The 19,937-nt window shown below is 70.6% G+C and carries 16 protein-coding genes; 10 read left to right on the forward strand and 6 right to left on the reverse strand.

Features of this window, described 5'->3' with window-relative positions:
* Positions 1–51 precede the first annotated feature (51 nt).
* Positions 52–1,422, reverse strand: a complete 1,371-nt coding sequence (locus tag OG407_RS45855) for a ricin-type beta-trefoil lectin domain protein (RefSeq protein ID WP_405866888.1) — start codon at positions 1,420–1,422, stop codon at positions 52–54.
* Positions 1,423–1,727: 305 nt separating this feature from the next.
* On the opposite strand from OG407_RS45855, the gene OG407_RS45860 reads away from it, so the two are divergent.
* Positions 1,728–2,237: a hypothetical protein gene (locus OG407_RS45860; RefSeq protein ID WP_405866890.1), complete on the forward strand. Its 510-nt coding sequence runs from the start codon at positions 1,728–1,730 to the stop codon at positions 2,235–2,237.
* Here OG407_RS45860 and OG407_RS45865 read toward each other — a convergent pair.
* Positions 2,191–3,084: an alpha/beta fold hydrolase gene (locus OG407_RS45865; protein WP_405866892.1), complete on the reverse strand. Its 894-nt coding sequence runs from the start codon at positions 3,082–3,084 to the stop codon at positions 2,191–2,193. The two genes, OG407_RS45860 and OG407_RS45865, sit on opposite strands and share 47 nt — an antisense overlap.
* Positions 3,085–3,180: 96 nt before the next feature.
* On the opposite strand from OG407_RS45865, the gene OG407_RS45870 reads away from it, so the two are divergent.
* Together OG407_RS45870 and OG407_RS45875 are read left to right on the forward strand one after the other, a co-directional pair.
* On the forward strand, positions 3,181–5,781 hold the full coding sequence (locus OG407_RS45870; protein WP_405866894.1) for an ATP-binding protein: 2,601 nt from the start codon (positions 3,181–3,183) through the stop codon (positions 5,779–5,781).
* Positions 5,782–5,883: 102 nt separating this feature from the next.
* Positions 5,884–7,299 (forward strand): FAD-binding oxidoreductase, encoded by a 1,416-nt coding sequence (locus OG407_RS45875; RefSeq protein ID WP_405866896.1) that lies wholly within the window; start codon positions 5,884–5,886, stop codon positions 7,297–7,299.
* 24 nt (positions 7,300–7,323) lie between these two features.
* On the opposite strand, the gene OG407_RS45880 is transcribed toward OG407_RS45875, so the two are convergent.
* From OG407_RS45880 to mgrA, 3 genes are all read right to left on the reverse strand, one after another.
* Positions 7,324–8,061 (reverse strand): NPP1 family protein, encoded by a 738-nt coding sequence (locus tag OG407_RS45880; protein WP_405868932.1) that lies wholly within the window; start codon positions 8,059–8,061, stop codon positions 7,324–7,326.
* Between the two features lie 250 nt (positions 8,062–8,311).
* Positions 8,312–9,310: a Dyp-type peroxidase gene (locus OG407_RS45885; RefSeq protein ID WP_405868934.1), complete on the reverse strand. Its 999-nt coding sequence runs from the start codon at positions 9,308–9,310 to the stop codon at positions 8,312–8,314.
* 61 nt (positions 9,311–9,371) lie between these two features.
* A complete protein-coding gene (mgrA, locus tag OG407_RS45890) occupies positions 9,372–10,415 on the reverse strand; it encodes an L-glyceraldehyde 3-phosphate reductase (RefSeq protein ID WP_405866898.1) in 1,044 nt (347 codons plus the stop codon).
* A 519-nt stretch (positions 10,416–10,934) separates the two neighbouring features.
* Between mgrA and OG407_RS45895 the strand changes: the two genes are divergently transcribed.
* The 5 genes from OG407_RS45895 (at position 10,935) to OG407_RS45915 (ending at position 16,162) form a co-directional block, all read left to right on the forward strand.
* Positions 10,935–11,372: a Fur family transcriptional regulator gene (locus OG407_RS45895; RefSeq protein WP_405866900.1), complete on the forward strand. Its 438-nt coding sequence runs from the start codon at positions 10,935–10,937 to the stop codon at positions 11,370–11,372.
* Positions 11,373–11,406: 34 nt separating this feature from the next.
* The gene (katG, locus tag OG407_RS45900) at positions 11,407–13,620 is read left to right on the forward strand and encodes a catalase/peroxidase HPI (protein ID WP_405866902.1); all 2,214 of its coding nucleotides are present in this window, start codon (positions 11,407–11,409) and stop codon (positions 13,618–13,620) included.
* A 149-nt stretch (positions 13,621–13,769) separates the two neighbouring features.
* Entirely contained in the window at positions 13,770–15,344 is a 1,575-nt protein-coding gene (locus OG407_RS45905) for a serine/threonine-protein kinase (protein ID WP_405866904.1), read from the forward strand.
* 15 nt (positions 15,345–15,359) lie between these two features.
* Positions 15,360–15,812: a flavodoxin family protein gene (locus tag OG407_RS45910; RefSeq protein ID WP_405866906.1), complete on the forward strand. Its 453-nt coding sequence runs from the start codon at positions 15,360–15,362 to the stop codon at positions 15,810–15,812.
* A gap of 113 nt (positions 15,813–15,925) precedes the next feature.
* Entirely contained in the window at positions 15,926–16,162 is a 237-nt protein-coding gene (locus OG407_RS45915) for a chaplin (RefSeq protein ID WP_019056076.1), read from the forward strand.
* A gap of 78 nt (positions 16,163–16,240) precedes the next feature.
* Here OG407_RS45915 and OG407_RS45920 read toward each other — a convergent pair whose 3' ends face one another.
* On the reverse strand, positions 16,241–16,915 hold the full coding sequence (locus OG407_RS45920) for a hypothetical protein (RefSeq protein WP_403589294.1): 675 nt from the start codon (positions 16,913–16,915) through the stop codon (positions 16,241–16,243).
* Positions 16,916–17,180: 265 nt separating this feature from the next.
* Here OG407_RS45920 and OG407_RS45925 point away from each other — a divergent pair, with 265 nt between their 5' ends.
* The gene (locus OG407_RS45925) at positions 17,181–18,101 is read left to right on the forward strand and encodes an SGNH/GDSL hydrolase family protein (RefSeq protein ID WP_405866908.1); all 921 of its coding nucleotides are present in this window, start codon (positions 17,181–17,183) and stop codon (positions 18,099–18,101) included.
* Positions 18,102–18,218: 117 nt separating this feature from the next.
* Positions 18,219–19,859 carry a phosphoglucomutase (alpha-D-glucose-1,6-bisphosphate-dependent) gene (gene pgm / locus OG407_RS45930; protein ID WP_405866910.1) on the forward strand — a complete coding sequence of 547 codons (1,641 nt, stop codon included), beginning with the start codon at positions 18,219–18,221 and terminating at the stop codon, positions 19,857–19,859.
* Positions 19,860–19,937: the final 78 nt, after the last annotated feature.

Genomic DNA, 19,937 nt, shown 5'->3' on the forward strand with positions numbered 1-19,937 from the left:
TTCTCCTGTGGTGATGGGGGGTTGGGGAGAAAAGGTCGGAGGGGGCGGCGGTCAGCCGGTGTACTGGGCGAAGATGCTGGTGAACTGCCAGTTGCTCTGGCTCACGCCCGAGCACGTGTCGTCGTTCGGGTAGGCGCCCGGGCAGGGACGGTCACGGTTGGCCGACCAGAACGTCAGCCGCGCGAGGTGGTGCGTCTGCGCGTAGCCGAGGATGGTCTGGAAGTCGGCGGTGGTGACGGTCTCGTTGTTGTCGGTGATGCCGTTCATGGACGAGATGCCCATGTCCCGGTAGGCCGCGTCGTCGCTGTATCCGTACGCGTTCTTCAGCGCGGTCTTGAGGCCCTCGGCGGCCCGCTGGGTGAGCGTGCCCATGTTCTGGCCGGCGCCGCCGAAGTCGAACGGCATGATCGTCCAGGCGTCCACGGTCAGCCCGGAGGACGCGGCCCGGTTGATGAGGCTCGTGTCGGGACCGCTCTGGCCGGTGCCGATGGTGACGTACACCTTGATGCCCGGGTTGTTGGCCTTGACGGTCTTCAGCGCGTCCACGGTCCGCTGCTGCACGGTCCCGTTGCTGTACGCGTCGGCCTCGATGTCGATGTCGATGGCCTTCAGCGAGTAGGCGCTGATGACCTTCTGGTAGGCCGCCGCCAGTTCACTCGCGCTGGAGCAGGAGCTCTCCAGCTTGTTGCCGCTGTAGCCGCCGAAGGACGGGACGACGTCACCGCCGTTGGCCCGCACGGTGTTGATGGTCGACTGGTCGACGCCGCCGGTCAGCGCGCGGCCGCCGTCCCACTGCGGGTTGCAGTAGCCGTTGCTCAGGACGAACGCCAGCGTGAACCACTTCACGCCGGTCGCGTTCATGACAGTCGTAGGGCTGGGCGGGTTTCCCCAGCCGTTGTACAGGTACGGGGCCACGGCCATCGGGGCGGTCGTGGGCGGGGTCGTGCCACCGGCCGCGGGCGCGGTCCACTTCTGGTTGGCGGCGCCGGAGCAGGTCCAGATCTGGGTGCGGGTGCCGTTGGCCGTGGAACTGCCGGTGACGTCGAGGCACTTGTTGGCGGCCGGGTTCACGATGTCGCGCGCGGCGCTGACCGTCCACTGCTGGTTGGCGCTGCCGCCGCACGTCCACAGCTGGAGCTGGGCGCCGTTGGCCGTCGAATTGCCGGTGATGTCAAGGCACTTGCCGAGGGCTCTGATGGTTCCGTCGGAGCCGACCGTCCATTGCTGGGCGGCGGTGCCGTTGCAGTCGTAGGTCTGTACGGCCGTGCCGTCGGCGGAACTCGCGCCGGCGACGTCGAGACACTTGCCGCCGAGGCCGGTGATGGTGCCGGTCGCGGCCGAGGCGGAGGGGGCTGCGAGGGTGCCGACGGCGGTGAGGCCGAGGGAGAGGGCGAGGGCGCAGCGCAGGGCGAGGCGTTGCATGACGAGGGGCCTTTCGTCCTGGGTGGGGGGTGGACGCCGCCGGCATGAGGGCGGTGAGAGATGAACACGAGTGTTCACATATGTGAGCGGGGAATGCATTCATGGGAGGTCTGTTGGCTGGTGAACCTAAAGGTCTGCACCAAAGCCGTCAAGAGGTGCGACCGGAGAAGTCCCGCACGTCCTGGCTGAGTTGAGAAGTTGTAGGCGAAGGAAAAGAAATCACCAGGACCATTGAGTGGCCGGTTCTCACAGGTCACACTGTGCGGGATTCGTGATGATCGTCGGGGCGGCGTGTCGGAGGAACCATGAACACAACGGGGACCGCGGAGGTCGCGGTCCGGCACATACTCAGTGACAAGGTCACGGGCGGAATCCTCAAACCGAAGACGCGCACGATCACCTGGACCTCCGCCCACTACACCGTCAAGCGGCCTCCGTCGGGCAAGCACACGGTGGAGCTGACCTGCACCGAGTGCTCGGCGTCCCTGCTGGCCGAGGTCCGCGACCAGGCCGCCACCCGCACGCTCGCGGCCGTCATGCGTGTCGTCGGGATCGTGTGCGCGGTCGTCTTCTTCGCCGCCCTCGCCTACGCGATCCACGAGGGCGGCAAGACCCTCCCCGAGGGCCAGTCGCTCCCGGTCCTCTTCCCGATCAGCGTCGTCGCCGTCGTGGTCACCTTCGTCGCCGGGCCCACGTTCTACCTGCACGGCCGGAACTACAACGGCGTCAGCATGCTCGACGCCCCCAAGCCGCGCCGCGGGCACCAGATCAGGCCGGTGCGGGCGGGGCGGTCGCGCGTACGAACTCGCCGATGAGCCGGGCGAGTTCGGCGGGCCGGTCCAGCGGAAGCAGCGTGTAGCCGTCGGTCACCTCCACCAGCCGCCCCCGCGGCAGGAGTTGGGCCAGCCGACGCCCGTGCTCGGGCGGCATCACCCGGTCCTCGCTCGCCCAGACCACGAGCGCGGGGCGGTCGAACTCCCGTAGCCGGAGGGCGGTTTGCTCCAGCAGGCGGCGCCCGTCCGCCGACGCGGCGCGCAGCACGCGTACGGCGTCACGGCGGATCTCCGGCTGTCGCCGGACCGGCTCCGTCCAGCGCGCGGTGACCGCGTCCCCGCGCTTCGTCAGCCACCCGAACGCGAACGGCAGGCGGCGCAGCGCCCGTACCCGCAGCTGCCGCATGAACTGCCCGAACAGCCACGGCGAGAGGCGCCCCGCGAGTACGAGGGTCCGGCCCGTCAGACCTGGTGGGAAGTTGTCGAACGCCTCGCAGGAGACGAGCACCGCCCGCGCCACGCGCGCGTCCCCCTCCGCCATCAGCAGCTGCACCAGCGCCCCGCCCGTGTCGTTCCCGACGAGCGTGACGTCCCGCAGATCCAGCCGGTCGAGGAGTTCCGTGACGAGCCGGGCGACCCCGGGCAGTGTCAGGTCGGCGTCCGCGCGCATCGGGTGGCGGTGCGCGCCGAGCGGGAGGGTCGGGGCCAAGCACCGGTGGGCGGAGGACAGTTGGGCGATCGGGGCGGCCCACAGCGAGGCGTCCATCAGCAGCCCGTGCAGCAGCACCAGGACGGGACCGTCGCCGCCGGTGTCCTCGTACGCGACGGGCCCGGCGGAGAGTTCGATCAGGTGCTGTGCGGTGGTCCCGGCCGGCTCGGTCCTGGTCATGAACGCCTCCCGTGAGTGTCTGCACTCAAGAGGGCGGCGGAGGTCCGAAGTGTGACACCCGTACGGGAGTTCGCGCCGAGTGGGACAATCGGCGGCGTGGATCGGGGGATCCTGGAGCGTGAGCCCGAACTGGCGCGACTGGCTTCGGCCGCACGTGAGGCGGCGGACGGGGCCGGTTCTGTCGCGCTCGTCCTCGGCGAGGCGGGCATCGGCAAGTCGACCCTGGTGAAGGCCATGCCGGACCGGCTCCCGCACGGCACACGCATCCTCCTGGGCCAGTGCGACGACCTCGCCACCCGCCGCCCCCTGGGCCCGTTCCGCGACCTCGTCGGCAGCGTCGGCGCCGAACTCGCCCGGGCCGTCATGGAGGGCGGCGACCGCCACCGCGTCTACGAAGCCCTGCAAGGGGAGTTGGCCGGTGTACCGCATCCGGCGGTACTCGTCGTGGAGGACGTCCACTGGGCCGACGAGGCCTCGCTGGACGCCCTGCGCTTCCTGGTCCGGCGCATGCATCGGCTGCCCGCCGTACTCGTCCTCACCTACCGGGACGACGAGTTGAGCCGCGAGCACCCGCTGCGGCACCTCCTCGGCGAGGTCTCCCGCACCGACCGCGTGCACCGGCTGCCGCTGGCCCGCCTCTCCAAGTCGGCGGTGCACGCGCTCAGTTCGGCCAGCCGCCTCGACCCGGCGCAGGTGTACGAGGTGACCTCGGGCAACCCCTTCTTCGTCACCGAGGTCCTCGCGGCCGGCGGCACCGGGGGAGTGCCCCCGACGGTCGTCGACGCTGTGCTCGCCCGGCTGCGTGGGCTGGACGGCCGGACCGTCGACGCGCTGGAGCAACTCGCCGTCGTGCCCTCCGCCGTCGAACGTCCCCTCGTCGACGCGCTGTTGACGGGCGGCGTCGCCGTGCTGGCCACCGCCGAACAGCGCGGGCTCCTCGCGGTGACCCCCGAACGGGTCGCGTTCCGGCACGAGTTGATCCGCCGCGCCGTTGCCGACTCCCTGCCCGCGGCCCGGCGCATCGACCTCAACCGCGATGTGCTCACCGCCCTCATGCTCCGGCCGGGCTCCGACCCGGCCCGCGTCGTCCACCACGCCGCTCAGGCCGGCGACCAGGACGCCATCGCCCGCTACGGCCCCCACGCGGCCCGGGACGCCACCGAGGCGGGCGCCCACCGCGAGGCCGCCGCCCACCTGCGGCTCGTGCTGCGGCAACGGCACCGCTACACCCCCGCCGAACTCGCCGACCTGCTCGAACGCTACGCCGTGGAGTGCTACACCGTCGCCGACTCCGTCGAGGCCGTCGCCGCCCAGCGCGACGCCGTGGCCCTGCGCCGCTCCCTCGGCGACACCCTCACCCTCGGCGCCGATCTGCGCTGGCTGTCCCGCATCCACTGGTGGGCGGGCCACGCGGAGGAGGCTCAGGACGCGGCGCGGGAGGCCATCGCCGTCCTCGAACACGCCGGTGACGACCGGCTGTTGGCTCTCGCGCTCAGCAACACCGCCCAGCTGCGGATGCTGTCCGACCGGTACGCCGAGGCCATCGCCCACGGCGAGCGCGCCATCGCCCTGGCCCGCCGCGCGGACGACCCCGCGATCCTCGCCCACGCCCTCAACAACGTGGGCACCGCCCGCTGGCGCAGCGGCGACCCGGACGGGCGACGGCAGGTCGAGGAGAGCCTCGCGGTGGCGCTGGCCGCGGGCGAGGTCGAACACGCCTGCCGGTCCTACGCCAACATCATCTGGTCCCTCCTCGACGACCTCGGCTACGCCGAGGCCGACCACTATCTGCCCCCGGCCATGGAACTCGCCGACCGGGCCGAGCACTTGGGGTTCTTCAACTACCTCCACGTCGAGCAGGCCATGCGCCGGCTCGCCGCCGCCGACTGGGACGAGGCCGAGCGGCACGCCGAGTACGGGATGCACGACTTCGTACCGGCCCGCTGCCCCGCGCTGACTGTCCTGGCCCGAGTGCGCGTGCGGTGCGGCAGGCCGGGCGCGGACGAACTCCTCACCCAGGCCCGGGAGATCGCCGTACGCGCCGGGGAGTTGCAGCGCACGGGCCCGGTGGCGGCGGCGCGGGCGGAGGCGGCCTGGCTGCGGGGCGACCACGCGGCGGTGATCGAGGCGGCGGAGCCCGTCCACGCGCAGGCGGCCCACCTCGGCCACGGGCCGTACCGGGCCGAACTCGGCTACTGGCTCAGCAAAGTTGGGCACCCCGTTGCCGCCGACGACAGCGACCACCCGTACGCGTTGCAGGCCGTCGGGGAGTGGAAGCGGGCCGCGGATCTGTGGCAACAGGCAGGTTGCCCCTACGAACACGCCGCCGCGCTCGCCGAGAGCCCTGACCCGGCCGACAAGATCACCGCCCTCGCCGAACTCGACGCACTCGGCGCCGAACCCCTCGCCCGCCTCGTCCGCACCGCGCTGCGCGCCCTCGGCGTCCGCCACATCCCGCGCGGCCCGCACGCGGTGACCCGGGGCAACCCGGGTGGGCTCACGGAACGCCAACTCCAGGTCGTACGACTGCTCGTGGACGGTCTGACGAACCCGGAGATCGCCGACCGGCTCGTGGTGTCGGTCCGTACCGTCGACAACCATGTGCGGGCCGTACTGGAGAAGCTGGACGCGCCCACCAGACGGCAGGCCGCCGCCCGTGCCACGGAACTCGGGCTGCTGCCGGACACCGAAACGTAGGTACCCGGCGCCGCCGAACTGGGTGACGGGCACGGATGCCCGCGTGTTTCCGGGCGGCGTAGAACATGCGGGTCAAGCAGAGCACCACGAAACGGGGACCGCATGTCCAGCACGCTCGCACAGACCGCTCGCCGTGAACTGGCCGACGTCACGGGGGAGTTGATCGGCCCGGACGACGTCGGCTATCCGGAGGCCCGCGCCGTCTACAACGCGATGATCGACAAACGGCCCGCCCTCATCGCCCGTTGCGCCGACGTGGACGCCGTGGCCCGCGTGATCGGCTTCGCCCGCGCGCACGAACTGCCCCTCGCGGTACGGGGAGGCGGGCACCACGGGGCCGGACTCGGCACCGTCGACGGGGGAGTGGTCGCCGACCTGTCGCTCCTGAAGGACATCCAGGTGGACCCCGAGGCGCGCACGGTACGGGTCGGTGGCGGTTGCGTGTGGGGCGAGGTGGACCGTGCCACCAACGCGCACGGGCTCGCCACCCCGAGCGGGATCATCTCCACCACCGGTGTCGGCGGTCTCGCCACCGGCGGCGGGCTCGGCCATCTGACCCGCAAGTGCGGGCTGACCATCGACAACCTGCTGGAGGCCGACCTCGTCCTGGCCGACGGCAGCCGGGTGCGGGCGAGTTCGGACGAGAACAGCGATCTGTTCTGGGCGGTCCGGGGCGGTGGGGGCAACTTCGGGGTCGTCACCTCGTTCCTGTTCCGGCTGCACGAGGTGAGCACCGTCGTCGCCGGACCCACCTTCTGGCCGGTCGAGATCAGCGCCGAAGTCCTCACCGCCTACCGGGACTTCCTGCCGAACGCGCCCCGCGAGCTGAACGCGTTCTTCCTGCACGGCAGCGTCCCGCCCGCCCCGCCGTTCCCCGAGGAGATACAACTGCGCAAGACGGCCGGCGTCGTGTGGTGCTACACCGGCGGCGACACCGAGGCCGCGGCACGCGCGATGGCACCCCTGCTCGACGCGCTGCCCGCACCGCTCCTGCACGCGGCGGGACCGATGCAACACCCGGACATGCAGGGCATGTTCGACGGGCTCTACCCGCCCGGCGACCAGTGGTACTGGCGTGCCGACTTCGTCAACGACATCCCCGATGACGCGGTGGAACTCCACGCCAAGTTCGGGGCGGAGGTACCCACCCCGCAGTCGACGATGCACCTCTACCCGATCGACGGCGCGGCCCACGACGTCGGCAACGACGAGACCCCGTGGGCGTACCGCGACGCACGCTGGGCGTCCGTCTTCGCCGGTGTCGACCGGGACCCCGCCAACGCGGGACTCATCAAGCAGTGGGCCATCGACTACCAAGAGGCCCTGCACCCGTACTCGGCGGGCGGCGCCTACGTGAACATGATGATGGACGAGGGACAGGAACGTGTCCGGGCCAGCTACCGCGGCAACTACGAGCGCCTGGCCCGCATCAAGGCCGACCGCGACCCGGACAACGTCTTCCGCCTCAACCAGAACATCCACCCGGCCCCGAAACCGCGCTACGAGACCCGCCCGTGACGGCAGCCCCGGGGCCGGGCGGCCTCACGCGTTCGGGTCGAACGAGATACCCGACGGCTCGGCGATGGACAGCGCGTAGTTGAAGTCGCTGTCCCTGATCTTCAGCGTGGCCGAGCCGAAGTCCGCGCCCAGGAGCTTGTCCTTGAGGCCGGCCGGGTAGCCGTTCCAGCCCACCAGGCGCGGGTAGAACCAGTTGCCGGTGGCGTTCTCCGCGGGCTCGTCGTTCGTGTTGGCGAAGCGGAAGTCGTGCGAGCCGATGCCGTCCTTGTGGTAGACGATCTTGGGGTGCGTGCCGTCGAAACGCACCCCCGAGGCCGCGGACACCTGGTACGCGGAGTGCTGCGAAACCGACACGTACTGAACGGTGTTGTCCTTGATCCACACCACGACATGCTCCCAGTCGTGGGTGTGGCCGATCGCCGCCGGACCCAGGGTGACCTGGTCCTTCTCGAAGTAACTGGCGTACATCACCGCGCACCAGTCGTTGTTGCACTTCTCGCGCGAGTACGTGTTGGAGTTGTTCAGCTGGGCGAGGTCGTGGCAGTGACCGTTGACGTCGCCGCCGAGCTTCAGCCCGGGGTTGAGGGTGCCGTCCGTGCCGATGGCGGCCGTGGCGTAGCAGCCGTCGCCGTCGTAGTCGTAGGCCGGGGAGAAGGTCTGCTCCAGGCCGTCCGCGTTCTGCGGGAGCGCCTGCAGGACGGAGGCCTGGGCGGCCGTCGCCTGCCCGACCACGAGGGCCAGCGCACCGAGGACGGTGACGATCGCGGAGCGGCGAAGACGCCGGCCCCGGGGCTTCGTGGTTCTCGTGGAGCTGTCGGTGGGGGGTGTCAGTTCGGGCACGCCGACTCCAGTTCTGGGCTGTGGGGGCGCTACTGGATGCGCCAGGTCCAGACCTTTGCAGTCAAGTGTGTGCACGTCAACACCCTTGCGATGTACGGATCTTGGCCCACCGCTGAATTCTCCCGGGCCGCGTACAGCACCCTCACAGGCGGCTCCCAGTCGCGCCCCGACGTCACCCGTCCGATCGGTCGGGAAGGTCCGGAAGGCCGTCCAGAAAGTCCGCGGATGGGACGTGGAAAAGACTTCCGGTGACGGCCGTGGAGAAGTCCAGGATGCGGTCGTGGGACGCGGATTCGGTGCCCAGGAACATATTGCGCAGCATCTGCTCGGTGACCGAGGGCGTGCGGGCGTACCCGATGAAGTAGGTGCCGAACTCGCCCTGTCCCGCGCTGCCGAACGGCATGTTGTCGCGCAGGATCTTCCGCTCGGTGCCGTCCGGGCCGGTGATCACGTTGAGCGCGATGTGCGAGTCGGCCGGCTTGACGTCGTCGTCCATCTCCATGTTGGTCAACTTGCTGCGCCCGATGGCCCGTTCCTGCTGTTCCACCGGCAGCGCGTTCCAGGCCGCCATGTCGTGGACGTACTTCTGCACGATCACATAGCTGCCGCCCGCGAACTCCGGGTCCTCGCCGCCGATCACCACCGCCTCGCGGGCCACCCGCCCGACCGGGTTCTCGGTGCCGTCGACGAAGCCCAGCAGATCGCGCACGTCGAAGTACTGGAACCCGGACACCTCGTCGGCCACGGAGACCGCAGCGCCCAGCCGCCCCATGATCTCGGCGGCCAACTCGAAGCACAGGTCGGCCCGTACGGCCTTGATGTGGAACAGCAGGTCACCCGGGGTGGAGACGGCCGTGTGGCGTTCGCCGACGAGTTCGCGGAACGGATGCAGCTCGGCGGGGCGCGGACCGGCGAAGAGCCGGTCCCACACCTCCGACCCGATGCCGGTCACACAGCTGAGCCGCCCGTCCGGCGCGCGGAACCCGATGGACCGGATCAACCCGCCGAGATCTTCGAGGAGTTGGCGCGCCGTCTCCTCGCCCCCCGGCTCCACGGTGACGACCAGGAAGGTCGCGCTCGGGGTCAGCGACTCCAGCACCGCCTGAGTCGTCGGGACGCTCTCGCCGCCGATGCTGCCGTCCGTGTGCTCGACCGAGCCGTCAACTGTCATGTACTTCATGCCTCCGCGGTGTCCTGGGAAGTGCCGGCCATGACGGCCGGCACCGTGCGACTCAGCCGAGTTTCCCAGTCCGCGCGTCCTGCCACAGGTCGACGCCGCCGTCGACGGCGTACGAGTCGATCTCGGCCAGCTCCTCGGCGCTGAAGGCGAGGTTGTCGAGCGCGGCCACGTTCTGTTCGAGCTGCTCCGTGCGGGACGCGCCGATGACCAGCGAGGTGACCCGCTCGTCGCGCAGCGCCCAGGCGAGCGCCATCTGCGCCAGGGTCTGCCCGCGCCGCCCCGCGATGCCGTTCAGCGCGCGCAGCCGCCGAACCATGTCCTCGGTCAGCCAGCCCGCGTCGAACGACGTGCCCTGCGCGGCCCGCGACCCCTCCGGGATCCCGTCCAGGTACCGCCCGGTCAGCAGCCCCTGCGACAGCGCGGTGAACCCGATGACCCCGAAGCCCTCGTCCCGCGCGGCGTCGAGCAGTCCGTCGTTCTCGATCCAGCGGTTGAGCATGTTGTACGACGGCTGGTGGATGAGGAGCGGAGTGCCCAGCTCGCGGAGGATGGCGGCGGCCTCACGGGAGCGCTCCGCGTCGTAGGAGGAGATGCCGACGTAGAGGGCCTTGCCCTGACGGACAGCAGTATCGAGCGCGCCCATGGTCTCTTCGAGCGGGGTGCCGGCGTCGAGGCGGTGGGAGTAGAAGATGTCCACGTAGTCGAGGCCCGTGCGCTTCAGCGACTGGTCCAGCGACGCGAGGACGTACTTCCGGGAGCCGCCGCCCTGGCCGTACGGACCGGGCCACATGTCCCAGCCGGCCTTCGTGGAGACCACCAGCTCGTCCCGGTACGGCGCGAGGTCCTGCTTCAGCAGCCGGCCGAAGTTCTCCTCGGCGGCGCCGTAGGGCGGGCCGTAGTTGTTCGCCAGGTCGTGGTGGGTGATGCCGAGGTCGAAGGCGCGCAGCGCGATCTCACGCTGCGTCTCGAACGGCCGGTCGTCACCGAAGTTGTGCCAGTAGCCCAGCGACAGCAGGGGCAGGTCGAGCCCCGAGCGGCCGGTGCGGCGGTAGCGCATGGTGCCGTTGTAGCGCTCAGGATCTGCGACGTGGGTCATCGGGGGGTCTCCGCGAGGTGCATGAGGGGTGTGCCGTCGGCGTCGGGGTGGCCGACACGCCTACTGTGCCCGCGCGTGAATCTTGAGTCCAACTGTTCCCCCGCATCGGATTCAGCAGTGTCGTCACTGAATCCGGCGCCGGATCGCTCAGCGGACCGCAGTCGTTTACGGGCCCCTCACCCGTCCTCAGGGTCGTCGCCATGAGCGTTCTTCGCGATACGGAGACGGACGAGCGCCCGCTGCGGATCGGCGTGCGGGTGCCGCCCTGCGACCGGGCGGACCGGGTGGCCCGGACGGTACGGCGGGCTGAGCATGCTGCGGGCGCTGCTGGACGGGCGCGGGTGGGACTTCGAGGGCGAGGTCCGGTCCCGGCTGGAAGGTTCGCAAGGGCGTACTGCGCGAACACGGGGTCACCTCCACCATGTGGGACCGCTCCCCACCGTCCACCCCGGAACGACATCTAACTTGAACTGTTTGTTTTCTTGAATCACTCGTGTTTATGGCTGTAGGTTGAGCGGCATGACCGCATCCCAGCCACCGACCACCGCCGAGGAGCTGCGCGGTGCCGGCCTGCGGGTGACGGCAGCCCGCGTCGCGCTGTTGGAGACCGTCCGGCACGGCGACCACCTCGATGTCGAGGCGGTCGCGTCCGGGGTCCGTGACCGCGTAGGACACATATCGCTCCAGGCCGTGTACGACGCGCTCCACGCGCTGACCTCGGCCGGACTCATACGCCGTATCGAACCGGCAGGCAGTCCCGCCCGCTTCGAAGGACGCGTCGGCGACAACCACCACCACCTCATGTGCAGGTCGTGCGGTGTCGTCGCCGATGTCGACTGCGCGGTCGGCGAGGCGCCCTGCCTGACCGCCGCCGACGACCAAGGCTTCTCGATCGACGAGGCCGAGGTCATCTACTGGGGCCTGTGCCCCACCTGTACCGCGGTCCCCAGTTCCTGAGCCACGTGTTCCACCCCGTTTTGGAAGGATTCCCATGTCTGAGAACCACGACGCAATCGTCACGGACGCGAAGTCGGAGGATGCCGGGGGCTGCCCCGTCGCGCACGGGCGCGCCCCGCACCCGACCCAGGGCGGTGGCAACCGTCAGTGGTGGCCGGAGCGGCTCAACCTGAAGATCCTCGCCAAGGACCCGGTCGTCGCGAACCCGCTCGGCGCGGACTTCGACTACGCCGAGGCGTTCGGTGCCCTCGACCTCGCGGCCGTCAAACAGGACATCGCCGAGGTACTGACCACCTCGCAGGACTGGTGGCCGGCGGACTTCGGCAACTACGGCCCGCTGATGATCCGGATGGCCTGGCACAGTGCCGGCACCTACCGCATCAGCGACGGCCGCGGCGGTGGCGGCCGTGGCCAGCAGCGCTTCGCGCCGCTGAACAGCTGGCCGGACAACGGCAACCTCGACAAGGCCCGCCGTCTGCTGTGGCCGGTCAAGAAGAAGTACGGCCAGTCCATCTCCTGGGCCGACCTCCTGATCCTCACCGGCAACGTGGCGCTGGAGACGATGGGCTTCGAGACCTTCGGCTTCGCCGGCGGCCGTGCCGACGTCTGGGAGGCCGACGAGGACGTGTACTGGGGTCCCGAGACCACCTGGCTCGACGACCAGCGCTACACCGGCGACCGCGAGCTGGAGAACCCGCTCGGCGCCGTCCAGATGGGCCTCATCTACGTCAACCCCGAGGGCCCGAACGGCAACCCGGACCCGCTGGCCTCGGCCCGCGACATCCGTGAGACCTTCCGCCGGATGGCGATGAACGACGAGGAGACCGTCGCCCTCATCGCCGGTGGCCACACCTTCGGCAAGACCCACGGCGCGGGCCCGGCCGAGTCGGTCGGCGACGACCCCGAGGCCGCCCCGCTGGAGTCGCAGGGCCTGGGCTGGGCCAACACTTACGGCAGCGGCAAGGGCGGCGACGCGATCACCTCCGGCCTTGAGGTGACCTGGACCACCAAGCCCACCCAGTGGAGCAACGACTTCTTCGACATCCTCTTCGGCTACGAGTGGGAGCTGACCCAGAGCCCCGCCGGCGCCAACCAGTGGGTGGCCAAGGACGCCGAGGCGATCATCCCCGACGCGCACGACGCGTCGAAGAAGAAGCTCCCGACGATGCTCACCACCGACCTCGCCCTGCGCTTCGACCCGATCTACGGCGAGATCTCGAAGCGCTTCCACGAGAACCCGGCGCAGTTCGCGGACGCCTTCTCCCGCGCCTGGTTCAAGCTGACCCACCGTGACCTGGGCCCGAAGTCCCTGTACCTCGGCCCGGAGGTCCCGTCCGAGACCCTGCTGTGGCAGGACCCGCTGCCGCAGGCCGAGGGCGAGACCATCGACGCCGCCGACGTCACGGCCCTCAAGGCGAAGATCCTCGCCTCGGACCTGACCGTCTCGCAGCTCGTGTCCACCGCGTGGGCGTCCGCCTCCACCTTCCGGGGCAGCGACAAGCGCGGCGGTGCCAACGGCGCCCGTATCCGCCTGGAGCCGCAGCGCGGCTGGGAGGCCAACGACCCCGACCAGCTCGCTCAGGTGCTGCGGGTCCTCGAAGGCATCCAGCAGGAGTTCAACTCCGGCGCCAAGAAGGTCTCCCTGGCCGACCTGATCGTCCTCGGCGGTGCCGCCGCGGTCGAGAAGGCCGCCAAGGACGGCGGCGTCGACGTGGAGGTCCCCTTCACGCCGGGCCGTGTCGACGCCACCGAGGAGCACACCGACGTCGAGTCGTTCGCCGCGCTGGAGCCGAACGTCGACGGCTTCCGCAACTACCTCGGCAAGGGCAACCGCCTGCCCGCCGAGTACCTGCTGCTGGACCGGGCGAACCTGCTCACGCTGAGCGCCCCCGAGCTGACGGTCCTCGTCGGCGGCCTGCGCGTCCTGGGCGCCAACCAGGGCCAGTCCACGCACGGTGTCCTCACCGACAAGGTCGGCACGCTGACCAACGACTTCTTCGTGAACCTGCTCGACCTGGGCACCACGTGGACGTCGACCTCCTCGGACCAGCAGACCTTCGAGGCCCGCGACGCCTCCGGCGCGGTCAAGTGGACCGGCACCCGTGCCGACCTGGTCTTCGGCTCGAACTCCGAGCTGCGCGCGCTCGCCGAGGTCTACGCGAGCGACGACGCGAAGGCGAAGTTCGTGAAGGACTTCGTCGACGCGTGGGTCAAGGTCTCCGACCTGGACCGGTTCGACCTCGTCTGAGTCTGAGTCCTGGACTGAGACTGAGACCGAGTAGTTCCACGGCACCGCACCACTGACGTCCGGGTCGGCCCTTACGGGTCGGCCCGGACGTTTCTCACCTTCTGAACTCGCGGCACAGGCGTGCACGTTCGTCACATAAGCTCCTCCGCATGAACGAGGGGGAGCCCGGCAGACGGGTCGTGGACGGCCGCTTCGAGCTGGAGTCCCGGCTCGGCGGCGGTGGCATGGGCACGGTGTGGCGCGCCCAGGATCTGCTGCTGCACCGCTATGTCGCGGTCAAGGAGGTCCGGCCGCCGGACATCGACCTCGCCGAGTACGACCCCGCCGCGGCGGAGATGCTGCGCCAGCGGGTCCTGCGCGAGGCACGCGCCCTGGCCCGGGTCGAGCACCCGAACGTGGTGACGATCCATCACATCGTCGACGAGGGCGTGGGCACCTACCCCTGGCTCGTCATGGAACTCGTCCAAGGCGGCTCGCTCGCCGACCGGTTGGCCCGCGGACCCATGGCCCCCGCCGAGGCCGCCCGGCTCGGCCGCGGAGTGCTCGACGCCCTGAACGCGGCGCACGCGGCGGGTGTCCAGCACCGCGACGTGAAACCCGCCAACGTCCTGCTGCGCACCGACGGCCGCCCCGTCCTCACCGACTTCGGCATCGCCGCCATCCGCGACGCCACCGCCCTCACCGCCACCGGCTCGATCATCGGTACCCCCGACTACATGGCCCCGGAACGGGTCACCGGCCAGAGCGGCGGACCGTCGGCCGACCTGTGGTCGCTGGCGATGATGCTCTACGTCGCCGTCGAGGGATACCACCCGCTCCAGCGCGGTACGACCCTGGCCACGCTGGCCGCCGTACTCCAGGAGGACGTGCCGCCACCGGTGCGGGCCGGATCGCTGACGCCGGTGCTGTCCTGCGTCCTGGTCCGCGACCCCGAGGCGCGGCCGGACGCCGGGACGGTCGGCCGGATGCTGGAAGCCGCCGCGGCACAGCCCGAGGACCGCCGCCCGGAAACCACCTCGTACCGGCTCGCACCTCCGGTGCCTCCGTCACTGCCGCCGACCGCCGGCATGCCGGCGGCAAAGCGGTCCCGAGGCGTCGCGGTCGCCTCCAGCGTCGTAGGCGTACTGCTCATCGGCACGCTCGCCTGGAAAGTGCTGCCGGCCGGGAACGACAAGGACGACACGAGTACGTCCCCGGGTGCCACCGGTCAGACGCAGCGGCAGACCACGCCCTCCGTCTCGGCGAGTCAGAGCAGCGCCGCCGTGAAGACGCAGGACATGCTCACTCCGGCCGGTATCCGGACCGCGATCAAGGCCTTCGAGAAGAAGACGGGCAGCGACCGCTTCGCCGACTTCTCCGTCTACCCGGGGTACGTCATCGCGGACGTGATGGTGAAGGGCAGTAAAACCAGGTACGTCAGCTACACCTACCGCTCCGGTACCGGTTTCGACGAGGCGTTCGACAACAAGGGCACGGTGACAGACGGAGATCAGCCGGTGAAGTTGGACGACTTCAAGTGGGACGCCGTGCCGGGGTTGCTCGCCAGCGCGGAGAAATCGCTGAAGATCAAGAATCCGACATCCCGTTACCTATTGGTCACGGTACCGAGTAGTGACTTCGACTCCCCTGCGAGCATGTCGGTCTACCTGAGCAATGACTACAGGGAGGGCGGTTATGTGAAGGCGACCCCTCAGGGCAAGGTGACGAGAGTGGTGTCGAGCTGAGGGTAGGTTCGCCCAGTGCCCACCTTGCTGATCGTGCATCACACCCCCTCGCCCAACTGCCAGGCGATGTTCGAGGCCGTCGTCTCCGGAGCCACGACACCGGAGATCGAGGACGTGCGGGTCGTACGGCGTGCCGCCCTGTCCGCGACCGTGTCGGACGTGCTGGCCGCCGACGGTCTCCTGCTGGGCACGCCCGCGAACCTCGGCTACATGTCCGGCGCGCTCAAGCACTTCTTCGACCAGATCTACTACCCCTGCCTGGACGAGACCCGGGGCCGGTCCTTCGGCTACTACGTGCACGGCGGGAACGACGTGACGGGAGCCGTGCGCGGCATCGAGTCGATCACGGCCGGGCTGGGCTGGCGGCGCGCCGCCGACCCGGTGACGCTGAGCGGCGAGCCGGACAGGGCCGGTGTCGAGGCGTGCTGGGAGCTGGGGGCTGCGGTCGCCGCCGGTCTGGAGGCCTGAGCGGGCGGCCTGGGCAAGGGGTCGCCACCCGTTCGGCGGCCGAAGAGTGTCGTGACCCCCCGAAGGACCCCCAGCGTGGAGGGACATGCCCCTCCGAGTGACAGGAGTTCTTCATGAGGAAGCGTCTGACGGCCGCGGTGGGTCTGGCGGGTGCGGCGTTGCTGCTGTGCGCGGGTACGGCGAGCGCGGACCCCGACCCGGTCGGGACCGCCAGCGACAGCCCGGGCGTGCTCTCCGGAAACGTCGTTCAGGTGCCGATCGACCTGGACCTCAACCTGTGCGGCAACTCGATCGACGTCATCGGTCTGCTGAACCCCGCGCTGGGCAACCACTGCGAGACCGCGGACTGACGAGCCGTACCGCGAACGAGCCGTGGGCCCCGCGCCCGCGGCTCGTTCCGCGTTTCGGGGTACGTGTAAGGCGACACTTCAGGGGACCTCGGGCAGCCGGTGCAGGGGAGTGCCGTGGGCCCAGCGCCGCAGGCGTGAGCCGTCGATGAGCTGGACGCCGCCCTGCCGGCGCGCCCACTGCACGTCACGGCGGCTGAAGGTGCCCCGGTGCACGACGAGGCGGAGATGCGGTCCGGAGCCGACCGCGCGTGCCGATCGGGTCGGTGTCTCCTCGCCGGGCAGCGGCTCGGCGACCGGCCGGAAGGCCACCTCCAGACGGCGACCGAGCCGGTCCCGCGCACGGACACGCGGCTGGCCCTGCGCGTCGGGCCGGGCCAGCGCCCGCCAGCCGTCCCGGCGCAGCATCCGGGACACGGCCAGGGCGAGCCCCGCCACATCCAGGTCGGCGATCTCCTCCGGCGTGTAGTAGCCCAGCCGGCGACGGGCGAGCGGCCGGTTGTGCCGGACCACGGCCGCCGTGATCACGGCGAGCAGCGCCAGCCCGCCGGCGAGCGCGGCGGTGCCGAGGACGCGGTACGCCTCGGCGAGCCCGGCCACGATCCCGCACACGACGACGGCGACCACGACGAGGGCGGGCAGCACCTCGCGCAGTCCGGGGCCGTAGCGTCCCTGGGCGCGTAGCGCACGGATCGCCTCGCGCCTTCGCGAGCGCCACGACTCGCGCCTCTCGTGCCTCCGCAGCCTCTGCGGCAACAGAGCCAACTCCCCCCACCCCCAAGCGCGTTGACGCCTGCGGTAGGGATACCCGCCGGACGTGGTCCGCGTGCGCGGGGACGGGAACCGGCCACCAAACCGGCCGAACTGTTTCGGCGGGAGCCGTGACCTTTCGGGCAGCGAACTCGTCCCGCCAGACCTCTGGCCCCAGGTACCTACCGCCCGGTATACAAGGCCAGTTGAACGAGAGACGACCGTAGCGGGCCCGTCCCGTCGCACCGTCTCGAACCTGGGGAGGAACCTCATGAAGCGTGAGACGCATCCGGTCACGACGGCGCACCACCGCGGCAGGGCCGTGGCGGTGGCCGCGGCGGTCAGCGGCTGCGCCCTCGTGGTCGCGTCCGCGGCACCGGCCGCCGCGCACAACTCGGGCCATGGGCACGGCCGTTCCACTCAGTACGTGGCGCTCGGCGACTCCTACACCTCGGGCCCCTACATACCGACCCAGGTGGACGCCAACTGCGCGCGCTCCGACCACAATTACCCCTCCGTGGTGACGGCGGACCACAGAAGGACCGTCCTCAAGGACGTGAGCTGCAGCGGCGCGACGACCGCGGAGATGTGGCAGGCGCAGGGCACCAACCCGCCCCAACTGGACGCCGTACAGCGGAACACGGACCTGGTGACCGTGCAGATCGGCGGCAACGACATCGGGTTCAGCACCATCATCGGCACCTGCGCCAAGCTCAGCGCCACGGACCTGACCGGCAACCCGTGCCAGCGCTACTACACCTCCTCCGGCGTCGACCAGTTGGCGCTGGCCGTCCTCAACACCGCGCCGAAGGTCACCAAGGTCCTCCGTGCGGTGCACAAGCAGGCACCCCACGCGCGCGTGCTCGTCGTCGGCTACCCGGACCTGCTGCCCGACGACGGCAGCGGCTGCTACCCGTCGGTGCCGTTCGCCGCCAAGGACTTCCCCTATCTGCGGGACGTCGGCAAGCGCCTCAACCTGATGCTCCGTGTGGTGGCCGCACTCAACGGCGCGGAGTACGTGGACACTTACGGCCCGACCGTCGGCCACGACATGTGCAAGGCGCCCGCCGACCGCTGGATAGAGCCGCTGCAGCCCGCGTCCCCGGCGGCTCCGGCACACCCCAACGCGAAGGGCGAGGCGGCCATGGCGGGCGCGGTGCTCAAGCAGCTGGACCGGCGCCACCGGTACTGACGGACAGCGGCGGCCGGAGTTTTCCACAGGCGGAGGGGGTGTACTCGCTAAACGCGCCCCTGACGAGGAAAGATGGGGCCGTACGCGAAGTCGGTCGATACGGAGGAGCGGGCCACCATGCCACACGAGCGAGCGGGCGAACAGGCCCGCGCAGAGGATCTCGTAGACGTAGCCCGTCTGGTCACCGCGTACTACGCGCTGCACCCGGACCCCGCCGAGCCGGGGCAGCGCGTCGCGTTCGGCACCTCCGGGCACCGGGGCTCGTCCCTGGCGACCGCGTTCAACGAGGACCACATCGCGGCCACCAGCCAGGCCATCTGCGAGTACCGCGCCGACCAGGGCACCGACGGGCCCCTCTTCATCGGGGCCGACACGCACGCGCTGTCCGAGCCCGCGAAGGTCACCGCCCTGGAGGTGTTCGCCGCCAACGAGGTCACGGTCCTCATCGACACCGCGGACGGCTACACCCCCACCCCGGCGGTGTCCCACGCGATCCTCGCCCACAACCGCGGCCGCACCTCGGGCCTCGCGGACGGCGTCGTGGTCACCCCGTCCCACAACCCGCCCGGTGACGGAGGCTTCAAGTACAACCCGCCGAACGGCGGGCCGGCCGGCTCCGAGGCCACCTCCTGGATCCAGGACCGCGCCAACGAGATCATCGCGAGCGGCATGAAGGACGTCCGCCGCATCCCGTACACCCGCGCGCTCGCCGCCCCCGGCACGGGCCGCTACGACTTCCTCGGTACCTATGTCGCCGACCTGCCGAGCGTGCTCGACCTGGACGCGATCCGCACGGCGGGTGTGCGGATCGGCGCCGACCCGCTGGGCGGGGCGTCCGTCGCCTACTGGGGCCGGATCGCCGAGGTGCACCGGCTCGACCTGACCGTGGTCAATCCGCTCACGGACCCGACCTGGCGGTTCATGACGCTGGACTGGGACGGCAAGATCCGCATGGACTGCTCGTCGCCGTACGCGATGGCCTCGCTCATCGCGCAGCGCGACCGGTTCGACATCGCCACCGGCAACGACGCCGACTCCGACCGGCACGGCATCGTCACCCCGGACGCGGGCCTGATGAACCCCAACCACTACCTGGCCGCCGCCATCGCCTACCTCTACGCCCACCGCGAGCGGTGGCCCGCCGACGCGGGCGTGGGCAAGACGCTGGTGTCCTCCTCGATGATCGACCGGGTCGCCTCCGATCTCGGGCGCCGGCTCATCGAGGTGCCCGTCGGCTTCAAGTGGTTCGTGGACGGACTGGTCGACGGCTCGCTCGGCTTCGGCGGTGAGGAGTCGGCCGGTGCCTCCTTCCTGCGCCGGGACGGCTCCGTGTGGACCACCGACAAGGACGGCATCATCCTGGCGCTGCTCGCCAGCGAGATCACCGCGGTCACCGGGAAGACGCCGTCCCAGCACTACGCGGCGCTCACGGACCGGTTCGGCTCGCCCGCCTACGCCCGGATCGACGCCCCGGCGTCCCGCGAGGAGAAGGCGCTGCTCGCCAAGCTCTCGCCCGCGCAGGTCACGGCCGACACCCTGGCCGGTGAGCCCGTCACCGGCGTCCTCACCGAGGCACCGGGCAACGGCGCGGCCCTCGGCGGCATCAAGGTGACGACCGCCAACGCCTGGTTCGCGGCGCGGCCCTCCGGCACCGAGGATGTCTACAAGATCTACGCCGAGTCCTTCCTCGGCCCCGACCACCTCGGCCAGGTGCAGGAGGAGGCGAAGGCCGTGGTCGGGGCGGCGCTGGGCGGCTGACCGGACCGTCGGCCGGGTGGCCGGCTGCCACCGGAATGAACGGTGCGGCAGCCGGTGTTGGGGCGACACGTGAGCCAT

The sequence above is a fragment of the Streptomyces sp. NBC_01515 genome (genome assembly GCF_045040345.1).
Lineage (GTDB): Bacteria > Actinomycetota > Actinomycetes > Streptomycetales > Streptomycetaceae > Streptomyces.

Bases quoted from the DNA above. Each gene is read 5' to 3' on its own strand.
- OG407_RS45875 (WP_405866896.1), top strand. From the start codon at position 5,884: ATGTCCAGCACGCTCGCACAGACCGCTCGCCGTGAACTGGCCGACGTC.
- OG407_RS45860 (WP_405866890.1), top strand. From the start codon at position 1,728: ATGAACACAACGGGGACCGCGGAGGTCGCGGTCCGGCACATACTCAGT.
- OG407_RS45905 (WP_405866904.1), top strand. From the start codon at position 13,770: ATGAACGAGGGGGAGCCCGGCAGACGGGTCGTGGACGGCCGCTTCGAG.
- OG407_RS45895 (WP_405866900.1), top strand. From the start codon at position 10,935: ATGACCGCATCCCAGCCACCGACCACCGCCGAGGAGCTGCGCGGTGCC.
- OG407_RS45855 (WP_405866888.1), bottom strand. From the start codon at position 1,422: ATGCAACGCCTCGCCCTGCGCTGCGCCCTCGCCCTCTCCCTCGGCCTC.
- OG407_RS45865 (WP_405866892.1), bottom strand. From the start codon at position 3,084: ATGACCAGGACCGAGCCGGCCGGGACCACCGCACAGCACCTGATCGAA.
- OG407_RS45915 (WP_019056076.1), top strand. From the start codon at position 15,926: ATGAGGAAGCGTCTGACGGCCGCGGTGGGTCTGGCGGGTGCGGCGTTG.
- mgrA (WP_405866898.1), bottom strand. From the start codon at position 10,415: ATGACCCACGTCGCAGATCCTGAGCGCTACAACGGCACCATGCGCTAC.
- OG407_RS45925 (WP_405866908.1), top strand. From the start codon at position 17,181: ATGAAGCGTGAGACGCATCCGGTCACGACGGCGCACCACCGCGGCAGG.
- OG407_RS45885 (WP_405868934.1), bottom strand. From the start codon at position 9,310: ATGACAGTTGACGGCTCGGTCGAGCACACGGACGGCAGCATCGGCGGC.
- katG (WP_405866902.1), top strand. From the start codon at position 11,407: ATGTCTGAGAACCACGACGCAATCGTCACGGACGCGAAGTCGGAGGAT.
- pgm (WP_405866910.1), top strand. From the start codon at position 18,219: ATGCCACACGAGCGAGCGGGCGAACAGGCCCGCGCAGAGGATCTCGTA.